Below are 12,691 nucleotides of genomic sequence, written 5' to 3'. Positions count from 1 at the left end.
GGGTTGAGGACCTGAGCAGGATGTCGGGTGGGACCGCGTCCGGCTCGTCGCGGACCCCTCACGTCACCAGGAGGCTCAGCCATGACCAGCAAGTTCACCGAACTGGCGATCGACTGCGCCGATCCGCACAGCCTCGCCCGTTTCTGGTGCGCGGTACTCGGCTACGAGGTGCAGGAGGAGGACGAGGACGTCGTCACCATCGGTTCCCCCGCCGTGCCGGAGGGGAAGCGCCGTCCCGGCCCGGTGCCACCGGCACTCACCTTCGCCCGCGTGCCCGAGGGCAGGGCCGGCAAGAACCGGCTGCACCTCGACGTCAACGCGACCGACCGGGAGCAGCACGAGGAAGTCGACCGGCTGGTCGGGCTGGGCGCGCGTCCCGCCGATGTCGGCCAGGGCGACGAAAGCTGGGTCGTGCTCGCCGACCCGGAGGGCAACGAGTTCTGCGTCCTCGCGGGCCGGCACCCCTGAACGGGTCAGCGGGGCGCGGGCGGCACCACCAGCTGCTGACAGCCGCTCGCCCGCTTGCCCGCCGCGCTCAGCGCGGGCGTGGCGTCGAGGCCCTTCAGCACGTCCAGCCGGGCCACGTCGTCGATCGCCGACCTGGCGTCCCCCAAGGCAGTCTTCGTGGCCGAGGTTCCGCTGGCCGAGTCGAGGCGCTGGCGCACGTCGTCGGCCCGCTTGCGCACGGAGGCGAACTCGCCCAGCAGGTCCGCCCTGGCCGCCGTACCGCCCGGCAACGGCGCGGGGCCGACCCGGTCGAGACTCGAGACGGTCTGGTCGATCCCGTCCACCACCGACGAAAGCAGTCTGCTGGAGGTACGAGCAGCCTGCTGCGGGGAACTCGGGTCGATCTCCGGCAGGGTCGTGAGCGTGCGCACGAGGTGGTTGACCGCCCCGCAGTAGCCGTCCGCCCATCTCGCCGCCGGATCGGCCTGGTTCGCGGTGTCCGCCTGGCCGCCACTCCGCGGCTGGGTGGGACTCGGCTGCTGTCCGCAGCCCGCGAGGCCGATCCCGATTCCCGTTGCCAGGGCGGCAAAGACGGTCCACCGCGGCCGCACCCGAACACCTCCCGCCACTTCGAAGCCCGAACGTCCCGACGGTACCGACCCGGCCGCCGCGCGCAACTCGCCCCCAGCCCGTGAACACAGCCGGGCCCGGTACGCACACAGCGCACCGGGCCCGGATGGAGTAACGACTCAGGCAGCGTTCGCCGGAGCCGGGGTGTCCGCGATGACGGTGCCGCGCCGCTTGGAGACGACGATGGCCGCCACGACGACGGCGACCGCGACGAGCGCGATCACGATCCGCCACGTGGTGTTGGCGCCACCGCCCACGGACAGGGTCACCACGGCGGGCGCGATCAGCACCGAGACCAGGTTCATGACCTTGATCAGCGGGTTGATCGCGGGACCGGCGGTGTCCTTGAACGGGTCACCGACGGTGTCGCCGATGACGGTGGCGTCGTGCGCGTCCGAGCCCTTGCCACCGTGGTTGCCGTCCTCCACCAGCTTCTTGGCGTTGTCCCAGGCACCACCGGAGTTGGCGAGGAAGATCGCCATCAGAGTGCCGGTCGCGATCGCACCGGCCAGGTAACCGGCCAGCGCACCGGTGCCAAGGCCGAAGCCCACCGCGATCGGGGCGAACACCGCGAGCAGACCGGGCGTGGCCAGCTCCCGCAGCGAGTCGCGGGTCACGATGTCCACGACCTTGCCGTACTCGGGCCGCGTGGTGCCCTCCATGATCCCGGCGATCTCGCGGAACTGGCGGCGCACCTCGTACACCACCGCACCGGCCGCGCGGGAAACCGCGCTGACGGCGAGACCGGAGAACAGGAACACCACAGCCGCACCGACGATGACGCCGACCAGGGTGGCCGGGCTGACGATGTTCGCGACGAACGAACCCGTGGTGCCCACTGCCTTCGTGATCGCGTCGGAGTAGGAACCGAACAGCGCCGTGGCCGCGAGCACCGCGGTCGCGATCGCGATGCCCTTGGTGATCGCCTTGGTGGTGTTGCCGACCGCGTCCAGTTCGGTGAGGATGCCTGCGGCCTTCTCGTCGACGTCACCGGACATCTCCGCGATGCCCTGCGCGTTGTCCGAGACCGGACCGAAGGTGTCCATCGCGACGATGACGCCGACCGTGGTCAGCAGGCCGGTTCCGGCCAGCGCCACGGCGAACAGCGCGACGCCGCCACCCAGCAGGTAGGCACCGAACACGGCGGCGCCGATCACCAGAGCGGTGTACACAGCGGACTCGAAGCCGACCGAGATACCGGACAGGATCACCGTGGCCGGGCCGGTTTCCGAGGTCTTGCCGACGTCCTTCACCGGCTTGTACTCGGTTCCGGTGTAGTACCCGGTGATCTTGAGAATGACCGCCGCCAGCACGATGCCGATGATCACCGAGATCGTCGCGATCACAGCCGGGTTTCCGCTGTTGTCCGCGAACTCGGCGCCGAAGTCGGCGAAGCTGCCCGGCAGGTACACGAAGGCGGCGATGGCCGACAGCACCGCGGAGATCACCGCGGAGATGTAGAACGAGCGGTTGATCGTGACCAGACCACCCTCGCCCTTGCGTGCTTTGGTGATGTAGACGCCGATCACCGCGGTGATCACGCCGATCGCGGGCACGATGAGCGGGAAGATCAGGCCGTGCACGCCGAACGCGGAGCTGCCCAGGATCAGCGCGGCGACGAGCATCACCGCGTAGGACTCGAAGAGGTCCGCGGCCATGCCGGCGCAGTCACCGACGTTGTCGCCCACGTTGTCCGCGATCGTCGCGGCGTTGCGCGGGTCGTCCTCGGGAATGCCCTGCTCCACCTTGCCGACCAGGTCCGCACCGACGTCCGCGGCCTTGGTGAAGATACCGCCGCCGACACGCATGAACATGGCGATCAGCGCGGCGCCGAACCCGAAGCCCTCCAGCACCTTCGGGGCCTGGCCGGTGTAGACCAGCACCACCACGGCGGCACCGAAGAGGCCGAGACCGACGGTGATCATGCCGACCACGCCGCCGGTGCGGAACGCCACGCGCATCGCGATCTCACGACCGCCCTCCTCGCGCGAGGCGGCGGCGACCCGCAGGTTCGCCTGCGTCGCCAGCCACATGCCGAGGTACCCGATGGCGAACGAGAACACCGCGCCGACCAGGAAGAAGATCGAGCGGCCGATCCGTTCGTTCCAGTCGTCGGCGGGGAGCGCGAACAGCAGCAGGAACACCACGACACCGAAGATGCCGAGGGTGTTGCGCTGTCGCTTCAGGTATGCGGCCGCACCTTCCTGCACTGCCTTGGCGATGTCCTGCATCTTGGCGGTGCCCTGGCCCGCGGCCAGCACCTCCTTGAGCAGGACGTAGCCGATGACCAGCGCGACAAGGGCGACCACGGCGACCACACCGACGATGGTGTAGCCACCCCCGGAGAGCGTGATGCCGCTCTCCGCGAGGAACTGCCGGGACATTCGTCCTCCTGGGAAACGCCGTTTGGCCAGCGCGGACCCGTCGTCCCCGGCGTGCCTGCGCTGGCGTGGATCTGTGCCGAGCGACACGCTAGCCGCGCTGCGACGCGTGACTCACATGACGCTCACCACAGAGGGTGTGGATTGCGGGAGTGTATTGGTAGTGCTCCGGCGTCCTGCAACGCGTCCCGGCCGGAGTACGTTCTGTGACCTTGTGTGATTGGTCACTGGATCGATCACCGGGCGGTTTTGTCGGTGCTCTGTGCGAAGCTTCGGCACGTGGTGGGCGAACGCGGACGGAGGCTGCTGGACCGGGTCACGGCCGGGATCCCGGCACGGGAGAACCCGGTCACGCACGTCACGCGGGTGCCGGCGCGGGCGGCCGGCTTCGCGCCGTGGCCGGAGTGGGCGGCGCCCGAGGTGGTGGATGCCCTCGCCGCCGGGGGCGTCGGAAAACCGTGGCGGCACCAGGTCGAGGCGGCCTGCCTTGCCCGCGAAGGCGCGCACGTGGTGGTGTCCACCGGCACCGCGTCCGGCAAGTCGCTGGCCTACCAGCTGCCAGTGCTGTCCGAACTGGCCACCGGCTCGAAGGCGACCGCGCTGTACCTCTCGCCGACCAAGGCGCTCGGCGCCGACCAGCTGCGCGCCGTGTCCTCTTTGGACGTCCCTGGCGTGCGTGCGGCGGCGTTCGACGGCGACACCCCGATGACAGAGCGCGACTGGGTCCGCGCGCACGCGAACTGGGTGTTCAGCAACCCCGACATGCTGCATCGCGGCATCCTGTCCGCGCATGCACGTTGGGCGCAGTTCTTCCGCCGGCTGCGCTACGTGGTCGTCGACGAGTGCCACAGCTACCGCGGCGTCTTCGGGTCGCACGTCGCGTTGCTGCTGCGGCGGGTGCGGCGAGTCGCGCAGCACTACGGAGCGGCGCCGGTCTTCGTACTGGCGTCGGCGACCACGGCTTCGCCGGCGGATTTCGCGTCCCGGCTCACCGGCTTGCCGTGCACAGCGGTCACCGAGGACGCGTCGCCACGCGGGGCGCGCACGATCGCGTTGTGGGAGCCGCCGCTGCTCGAGGAGCTCAGCGGGGAGAACGGCGCCCCGGTCCGCCGTCCGGCGGGTACCGAGACCGCGCGGATCCTCACCGAACTGGTCGTCGAGGGCGCCCGCTCGCTGGCGTTCGTCCGGTCTCGGCGCGGCGCCGAGCTCACCGCGCTGGGCGCTCGCCGTCTGCTGTCCGAAGTGGACCCGGCGCTGATGGAAACCGTTGCGGCGTACCGTTCCGGCTTTCTTCCCGAGGAGCGCCGGGAGCTGGAGCGCGCACTGCTGTCCGGCAGGCTGCTGGGCGTGGCCACCACGAACGCGCTGGAGCTGGGCGTCGACATCGCTGGTCTCGACGCGGTGGTCCTGGCCGGTTATCCCGGCACGCTGGCGTCGTTCTGGCAGCAGTCCGGCCGCGCGGGCCGCTCGGGTGACGAGGCTCTGGTGGTGTTCGTCGCCCGCGACGATCCGCTGGACACGTATCTGGTGCACCATCCGCAAGCGTTGCTGGAGCGCCCGGTGGAGACGGCCGTGCTGGACCCGGCGAACCCGTACGTGCTGGGTCCGCAGCTGGCCTGCGCGGTCGCCGAACTGCCCCTCACGGAGCCGGAGCTGGACACGTTCGGCGGTTCGGCCGCACGTGCCGTGCTCGGGGAGCTGGCGGAGCAGAAGCTCCTGCGCCGCAGAAGCAGCGGCTGGTACTGGACTTCCCGCGACCGCCCACACGCGGAGGTCGGCATCCGGGGCTCGGGTGGCGACCAGGTGGCGGTGGTGGAGGCGGATTCCGGCCGGATGCTCGGCACGGTGGATCCGGGTTCGGCGTGCTTCGCCGTGCATCCCGGCGCGGTGTATCTGCACCAGGGTTCGTCGTACGTGGTGGACGAGCTGGATCTGGACACCGCCCTGGCGCTGGTGCACGCGGAAGATCCGGACTGGAACACCTCCCCGCGCGAGATCGTGGACATCTCGGTGCTGAAAACGGAGCGGCAATGCCGCCACGGCGGGGTCACGGTGTGCTTGGGCGAGGTCGCGGTGACCTCGCAGGTCGTGGGCTACCTGCGCCGCCGCCCGTCCGGCGAGGTGCTGGACCACACGCCCCTGGAACTGCCGGAACAAAGCCTCCACACGCGGGCGGTCTGGTACACGGTGTCGCCGGAGCTGCTGGAGACGCCGCCCGCCCCGGAGGGGACCGAGAAGGCGACGCCGGAGGAAACCGAGACCCGAGTGCCAGCGGGAACCGAGGAGGCGGCGCCAGTGGGGACCAGGGCGCACGTACCGAAAGGGACCGAGAAGGCGGCGCCGGCGGGAACCGATTTCCGGGTGTCGGAAGGGACCGAGGTGGCGGCGCCGGTGGGGACCAAGACTCAGGCGCCGGTGGGGACCGTGGCCGTGGTGCCGGTGGGGACCGGGGGTGTCGGCAGAGCACCGGGGGGTGCCGGGCTGGTCCCGGCACGCGTCCCCGGTGCCCTGCATGCCGCCGAGCACGCGGCGATCGGCCTGCTACCGCTGTTCGCTACGTGCGACCGCTGGGACATCGGCGGGGTGTCTACCGCGCGGCACGAGGACACCGGGGAGGCGACGGTGTTCGTGCACGATGGGCATCCCGGGGGTGCGGGATTTGCCGACCGCGGTTATGCCGCGATTGTCCCGTGGCTGGCCGCTACGCGGGAGGCGATCGTCTCCTGCGAGTGCCCGACGGGCTGCCCGTCCTGCGTTCAGTCGCCGAAGTGCGGGAACGGCAACGATCCGCTGGACAAGGCGGGGGCGGTGGCCGTACTGGGAGCCGTGCTCGGGGCGTTGCGTCAGCACGGGGAACAGTGCGGCCACGGTGGTGCGTGAAACTCTTCGGTTGTCTCGTGCGGCCTGCCGGAGTGGGACCGGTCAGGCGGCAGCGGTCTCCAGCATCGCGACGTGCTCGCTGCTGAGGGCACGCACCAGCACGTCGTGCACCTCGGCGGCCACCGGCAGCTGCCAGCCACACACCTCGGGCTTCACCCGCCAGTGCACGACACCGCGCTGGAACGGTGACGGCGGCAGCGGGATGTAGCTGCCTGCGCCGTGCCACTGCACCGAAGCGACCGCGGCCAGTTCGGTGGGGATGCGGTCAGCGGTGGTGGTGAGGAAATGCCACCGGCCGTTCGGCATCGCGACGATCGGCGCCGGGTGTCCCGCGGTACGGAGCAACCGGGCGGCGCGCTTGCCCAGCTCCTGGTCGACCTCGATCGCGTCCACCACGGTGCCGGTGGCCACGAGCAGGCTGTGGGTGCGGTCGGTGAACCAGCCCGAGACCTCGTGGGCGTGCGTGCCGACGAGCTCGCGCCAGTCCTCGCGCACCGGCACCGGCCGCCGCCAGGTCAGGTCGTCCTCCTCACCGGTGATCGGCACCGGGGTCGCCCCCGGCAGCACCGGCCAGCCGCGCCAGGCGAGGCCGATCGCCTCCGCACGCAGTTCGATGCGGAAGGCGTTCCGCCAGCTGTCCGGCCAATTCGCGTCCAACATTGCTTTCCTGCCTTCAAGTTCCGGTAGTCGCGCCGCCCGGGTCGGGGCCGTGGTGGCGCACATCTCACTTAACGGCAAGTTGCACATTGCGCGGAAGCCCCACGCGACAACCGGCAGTCACCGCGCGATGAACGCCAAGTAGCCCACCGTCCGGCCGATACCCGCGGGCCGATCACCGGCCGCTGACCCCACCGCTCGCCCCACCGACCCAGGCTTCGACACTTCACAGACCTTGCGCTCAACGGATGTCGCAAACGTCCGGAACAACTCGCTGACCTGCACGTTCAACCGCTCGCCGTGCGGCGGCGACCGCTGCTCGCGGTCGTCCGCCGCTCACCGGCACCCCAAGGGATGCACTCAGCCGGCACTTCCCACCGGCTGGTCACCGCACCGCGGGGACCTGCCGACGAGCGGTCGCCGGACGGCCCGGCCCGAAACAGCACCGGCACTGGTCCGCCGCCGAACGCCGGACCACCGATCGCGACGGCGGCGCCACCACCTCACCGACGGGTGGACCAGCAAGGCCACCACAGCACCCCCCGGTACGGACCACGTGCGCCGGCGCCATGGACACCAGGCGTAGACCGAAAACCTGGTCACGGCAGCGCAGACCGGCCACGGGGCACGTCACCAGCCACGGGGCACGTCGCCGGCTACGGGCTCGTCCCCGCGCACCGGGCGACGTTCCCGCGCACGGCAGCACGTCACCGATCACGGGGCCACGTCACCAGCCACGGGGCCACGTTCCCGCGCACGGCAGCACGTCACCAGCCACGGGCGCCACGTCCCCGCCCACAGCGGCGCGTCACCGGTCACGGGGGTTGCTCGACCGGCCCGGCTCGGGCTCGGGCGGTCGGGGGTGGCAGGCCGGGTGCCGGTGTGACTGTGGAGCGCACCTCGACGAAGGCGTCGCGGTTGTTCCAGCGGCAGCTGGTCACGGTTGCTTTCTCGTGGTCAGCCACTTCTTGTGCACGGGCGCAGGCGGTGGTCGGTCCGTCTGCTGCGTGGGCGGCAGCGGCCAGTGCGCCGAGATCGGCTGCTGCTTCGGTGCGGTGCCGGGCCGTGATCGCGGCGCCGATCCACCAGACCAGCATCGTCACCGCGATGAGCCCGACGGCCGTGAGTGCCGTCCACACCGTGGCGACACCTTCGTCCCGGGGTCGGTTCACGGTTCCACCCCCGGTTCGGCGATTGCGTAGGCGCTGGCGCCAAGGTCCAATGCGGCGAGCGCGTCCGTGGTGACCTCGGCGGTGAGGCCGTCACCGGAGCGGCGGACGGTCAGCCGAGCACCATGCGGAGCGACGGACTGCACGACGGCATCGGCGGCGCCCGGCTGGCCGGATGCGGCGAGCCGGACGGCTTCCCTGGCAGCGTCGAAGCAACGCAAGTGTCCGGCCACCGCGCTCGTGCCGGCCAGCAGGATCGCCAGCACAGCAGTGAGCGCCCCGAGGGACAGGGCTGCTTCCACCGTGACGAAGCCACCGTCCCGGCGACGGCCGGCCATCAGCTGGCCAGTGTCAGAGCTCGTTGGACGAGCTCGGACAACGCCGCGGAGATCTTGTCTCCGGTGAGCAGGAGGTACAGGGCGACTGCGAAGGCCGCTGCCGCCACGGTGCCGATCGCGTATTCGGCAGTGGTGGTGCCTTCGTCCCCTGGCAAAATCCGCATTGCCGGTTTCCTTTCTTTCGATCGTGGATGGATTCACAACAAGCCACCGATCCGCCCGGCCAGGCCGAGCACCACCGGCAGCACACCGAGTGCGAAGAACGCGGGCAGGAAGCACAACCCGACCGGAAGGGCGAGAGCGACCCCGGCCCGTTCGGCACGTTCTTCGGCCTCGGTGTCCAGCCCGTCGCGCAAGCGCCGGGCCAGCTCGTCCGCGGTCGCGGCGAGCGCTGTGCCGGACCGCGCGGTACGGGCAGCCGCCACCGCCAGTTCCTCGAAACCGGAGCAATTCCGTACGGGAACCCACGCGGAGACGGGTTCGGCACCCAGCGCGAGCAAGCTCGCCGTCGATCGCAATGCCTTCCCGGTGTCCGCCGGTGCGCCGTTCGCAACGGTTTCGAGTGCCACCGGAATCGGCATGCCGGTCCGCAAACATGCAGTCAGCAGATCGAGCACAGCCGCGGAGCGGAGCCGCCCGGCGACATCGTCCGGCGGACGAGCACGTCGTGACCTCCGAAGCAGCCACCACGCGCCCGCACCGGCGACCAGTCCGACCGGGATGCCGGCCACGACCGCGATCGACAAGCCTCCGACGGCTGCAGCCACCGAATGCACCACGGAAGGGCGCACTGTCGGCCATTTCCATCGCGACGAAGCCAGGTGGCGCGGCGGCGGGACGCCAGGCCACAGCACCAACGCCACAGCGACGAGCACGAACAACGCACCGGTTGTCGTCATGTCGACGCCACCCCGCCACGTCCGGTAAGCATGCGCGACCAAGCCGTGCCGGCCCACAGCAATGCCGCACCCGCCACCAGGAAGGACTGTCCCAGCAGGCTTTCGGTCAGTACGGTCAGCGGTCCGGCGCCGATGACCTGACCCAGCGCGAGGCAACCGAGAGGCAGAACCGTGAGCACGGTGGCGCTCATCCGCGGACCGGCCATCTTCGCGTGCAGCCGCCGCGCGAACTTCGCCTCAGCCTCGGCGTCTCGACGGTATGCCTCAAGCGTGTCGGCAATCGGCAGGCCGTGCCGACGAGCGAGGTTCCACGCCTGCGCCAGGCCCGGTAACGCATTCGATTCGAGTGTGCCGTCGAGCCGTGCTGCCGCTGCCAGGTTCCGCAGGTCGCCGGCCAGTGCCGGTATCGCATCGGCTGCGGCCTCCGCCGCCGGGACCGGATGTGCGCCGGACCGGAGCTCGGCGATCATCATGCGAAGGGCAGCCGACACTTGCTCGGCTCGCGCGAGCGCTGCGCCTTTTTCTTTTCTGCTGCGCCATTCCTGGCCGACCGACAGCGTGAGCAGGACGGCTGCGACCGCCGCTCCGACACCTGCCACGGGAAGCGCTATGGCGGCCGGTGTCAGCCACAACGCACGCCGCGGCGGTACCCGGAAGCGCACTCGAAACCGAGCCACCGGGAGCAGCCGGCCCGGAAGGGCAGGCCAGCACAAGGTTCCCGTTCCGAAACACAGGAACGGCCAGGCGGAGATCACACGCCCACCCCGTCCCCAGCCAGATCGGTGAAGAGAGCTCGCCGGGAAGTCCACTGACCATCACGCCACACGGCGACGGCGCGTACTTCTCCGTGGTAACGCTGAAGCACGGCGACTTCCGCGAGGCGCCGTCCGGCAGGCGTGCGATGCATGTGCAGGACCACGCGAACGGCGGCCGCCAGCTGACTGTGCAGCGCCTCCCGGCCGAGGCCGCCCAGCGCGGCAAGCGCTTCGAGCCGGGCGGGCACTTCCGCCGGCGAATTGGCGTGCAATGTGCAAGCACCGCCTTCGTGTCCGGTGTTCAGCGCGTTGAGCAACGAGCACACTTCCGCGCCGCGGACTTCACCGACCACGAGGCGGTCCGGCCGCATCCGCAATGCCTGCCGGACGAGTTCGGGCAGTTCGATGGCGCCGGCACCCTCCACATTGGCCGGACGCGCGACGAGGCTGACGAACTGCGGATGCGTGGGCCGCAGCTCACCGGCGTCCTCGACGCAGACAATGCGTTCAGCCGGGTCCACCGCACCGAGCAGCGCACTCAACAAGGTGGTCTTCCCGGCACCCGTTCCGCCCGTGACGAGAAAAGCAAGGCGGCGCTCGACGACGGCGCGCAGTATCCGGGCACCAGTTTCGCCGAAGACCTCACGTTCGCGAAGTGCCGGCAAATCATGGGTCGCAGGTCGCAGCACCCGCAAGGAAAGACACGTCCCGTCGGCCGCGACCGGTGGAAGTACCGCATGCACACGGACCCGGCCGCGCCGTACGGGAAGCCACCCGTCCACGTAGGGCTGAGCGTCGTCGAGGCGACGACCGGCGGCGAGCGCCAGCCGTTGCGCGAGCCGCCGGACGGCGTCCTCGTCGGAGAAGCGCACCGATGTACGCGACAGCCCTTTCGGTCCGTCAGTCCACACCTGGTCCGGCGCTGTGACCAGAACGTCGGTCACGTCGTCGTCATCGATCAGCGAAGCGAGTGGACCGGCGCCGATGAATTCGTCTTGGGCCTGACGCACAGCATCCAGCACAGCGTCCTGACTGAGCGCACCGGCCGCTTCCGCGCGGACCGCCTCGGCAAGCGCGATCGGGTCCGCGGCACGGCTTTGCCCGGCCAGGCGGTTGCGTACCCGTTCGACGAGTTCTGTGGTCATCATCGCTCCGTCAGGCCGCTGTCTGGATGGCATCGGAACTGGCGGACCGCAGTTCGGCCAGCACGGAACGAGCGGCCCCGACGAGAGGCCCCTTCGCCGGAAGCTCGAACTCACCCGTTTCGAGCGTGGCGGCAACCCTCCGCTCGGGAGTCAGCGCGGCGAGAAGTGGAGGCCCCAGCAGCGCGGCCGTGCGGGACGGTGGCGCCCCGTCCACGGAGTGTCCACTCGCGACGATCGCCAGCCGATCCGCATGTGTCCCGACGCGACGTAGAACCTGTTGCGCGGCCATACAAGCGCGAAACTCCACCGGCACGACCAGCACGACCAGATCAGCCGCGGAAGCCACCGCCAGGGCACCGTCGTCGAGATACCGCGGAAGGTCGCAGACAACCGTGCGCCCGGCGCGGCGGCCGGCGGCGACTATCGCGGACAACGCACGTGGACTGGGGCCGGGCCCGGACCGTCCGCACGACAACACAGGAAGCCTGCCACGGCACGGCAGAGAAGCGACCAACGACGGCATGGACACCCGGCCGGATAGCCGGACTTCCGGCCACCGCAAGCCTTTCGCGTGTTCCAGACCGAGCGGGAGATCGAGCCCGCCGCCGAGCGGGTCACAGTCGACGAGCAGCGCCGGGCCTGAGCGATCCGCCTCCACCGCGATCGCCGCAGCGAGTACGGATGCGCCTGCGCCACCACGTCCACCGACCACAGCGACGACCGGACCCGGAGATTCAGCCGGCGCGTCGGCGACATCGGCGAAAGCGACGGCAAGCTCGGATTCGTCTTCGGGCAGGCGGATGACCCGGCGTGCGCCGACGGTTGCCGCGCGCTGCCAGCTCTCCAAACCGGCGGCGCCCTTGCAGATCAACATCACGCCATCGCGCCGGGGCAGGGCCGGCCGATCGGCTGCGGCGTCCTCTTCGATCACCACGAGCGGCGCCCTGGTCCAGCGTGCGCGTGCGGCGGCGAGGTCCGGCGCGTGGTCCAGTTCGCTCCCGGCGATGGCTGCGACGCGCTGTATTTCCTCGAACACCGTGCCGTCTGCGGCGACGACGAGCGGACGTGCGGTGGCCATGTGTCCCTCCCCTGGGTCTGACGGGCCGGACTTCCACCGTCGTCCGCCCTCATCGGCCGTGGCAATGCCGAGTTCGCCCTCCTGTGGACAACCGGGGGGTTGTGGACAACTCGGCCGGAAACCGCCGCGAGACGGGGTCCGATACCGGCTCGTCCTGGACAATGGGAGACAGCAATTCCGAGCGGGAAAACGATTGCCGGACAAGGGCAGGAGAAGCGATGCAGGAGAACAGGATCGGACGCTTCGCCACACCGGCGACTGCGAGTCGCAAAGAAGGCACCGGAGATCCAGCGGCGCGCACCGGCCTGGGGA

At 70.4% G+C, this 12,691-nt stretch carries 12 protein-coding genes; 2 read left to right on the top strand and 10 right to left on the bottom strand.

All coding sequences use genetic code 11. From position 1 onward, the window contains the following. Positions 1-81 precede the first annotated feature (81 nt). Positions 82-468, top strand: a complete 387-nt coding sequence (locus BJY18_RS25880; RefSeq protein WP_184782548.1) for a VOC family protein — start codon at positions 82-84, stop codon at positions 466-468. Between the two features lie 5 nt (positions 469-473). Here BJY18_RS25880 and BJY18_RS25875 read toward each other — a convergent pair whose 3' ends face one another. Beyond that, positions 474-1,058 (bottom strand): hypothetical protein, encoded by a 585-nt coding sequence (locus BJY18_RS25875; protein ID WP_184782547.1) that lies wholly within the window; start codon positions 1,056-1,058, stop codon positions 474-476. 138 nt (positions 1,059-1,196) lie between these two features. Further along, complete coding sequence (locus BJY18_RS25870) at positions 1,197-3,461, bottom strand: sodium-translocating pyrophosphatase (RefSeq protein WP_184782546.1); 2,265 nt, start codon at positions 3,459-3,461, stop codon at positions 1,197-1,199. A gap of 276 nt (positions 3,462-3,737) precedes the next feature. On the opposite strand from BJY18_RS25870, the gene BJY18_RS25865 reads away from it, so the two are divergent. Further along, on the top strand, positions 3,738-6,338 hold the full coding sequence (locus tag BJY18_RS25865; RefSeq protein WP_312873958.1) for a DNA 3'-5' helicase SftH: 2,601 nt from the start codon (positions 3,738-3,740) through the stop codon (positions 6,336-6,338). A gap of 42 nt (positions 6,339-6,380) precedes the next feature. On the opposite strand, the gene BJY18_RS25860 is transcribed toward BJY18_RS25865, so the two are convergent. The 8 genes from BJY18_RS25860 to ssd all read right to left on the bottom strand — a co-directional run bounded on the left by BJY18_RS25860 (position 6,381) and on the right by ssd (position 12,379). Continuing rightward, positions 6,381-6,998: a bifunctional DNA primase/polymerase gene (locus BJY18_RS25860; RefSeq protein ID WP_184782544.1), complete on the bottom strand. Its 618-nt coding sequence runs from the start codon at positions 6,996-6,998 to the stop codon at positions 6,381-6,383. An 812-nt stretch (positions 6,999-7,810) separates the two neighbouring features. Continuing rightward, positions 7,811-8,167 (bottom strand): Rv3654c family TadE-like protein, encoded by a 357-nt coding sequence (locus BJY18_RS25855; protein WP_184782543.1) that lies wholly within the window; start codon positions 8,165-8,167, stop codon positions 7,811-7,813. After that, positions 8,164-8,502 carry a TadE family type IV pilus minor pilin gene (locus BJY18_RS25850; protein WP_184782542.1) on the bottom strand — a complete coding sequence of 113 codons (339 nt, stop codon included), beginning with the start codon at positions 8,500-8,502 and terminating at the stop codon, positions 8,164-8,166. The genes BJY18_RS25855 and BJY18_RS25850 overlap by 4 nt, the downstream gene beginning before the upstream one ends. Further along, complete coding sequence (locus BJY18_RS25845; protein WP_184782541.1) at positions 8,502-8,666, bottom strand: DUF4244 domain-containing protein; 165 nt, start codon at positions 8,664-8,666, stop codon at positions 8,502-8,504. Before BJY18_RS25845 ends, BJY18_RS25850 begins: the two co-directional genes overlap by 1 nt. A 33-nt stretch (positions 8,667-8,699) precedes the next feature. Continuing rightward, positions 8,700-9,401, bottom strand: a complete 702-nt coding sequence (locus BJY18_RS25840) for a type II secretion system F family protein (protein WP_184782540.1) — start codon at positions 9,399-9,401, stop codon at positions 8,700-8,702. After that, a complete protein-coding gene (locus BJY18_RS25835; protein WP_246458974.1) occupies positions 9,398-10,000 on the bottom strand; it encodes a type II secretion system F family protein in 603 nt (200 codons plus the stop codon). The genes BJY18_RS25840 and BJY18_RS25835 overlap by 4 nt, the downstream gene beginning before the upstream one ends. A gap of 152 nt (positions 10,001-10,152) precedes the next feature. Then, positions 10,153-11,301, bottom strand: coding sequence for a TadA family conjugal transfer-associated ATPase (locus tag BJY18_RS25830; RefSeq protein WP_184782538.1), 1,149 nt, complete (start codon positions 11,299-11,301; stop codon positions 10,153-10,155). Positions 11,302-11,311: 10 nt separating this feature from the next. Then, entirely contained in the window at positions 11,312-12,379 is a 1,068-nt protein-coding gene (gene ssd / locus BJY18_RS25825; protein ID WP_184782537.1) for a septum site-determining protein Ssd, read from the bottom strand. Between the last annotated feature and the right edge of the window lie 312 nt (positions 12,380-12,691).

This window comes from Amycolatopsis jiangsuensis (assembly GCF_014204865.1).
GTDB classification, from domain to species: domain Bacteria; phylum Actinomycetota; class Actinomycetes; order Mycobacteriales; family Pseudonocardiaceae; genus Amycolatopsis; species Amycolatopsis jiangsuensis.
The sequence above is the reverse complement of the archived record's forward strand: the minus strand, read 5'-3'. Positions and strand labels throughout refer to the sequence as shown.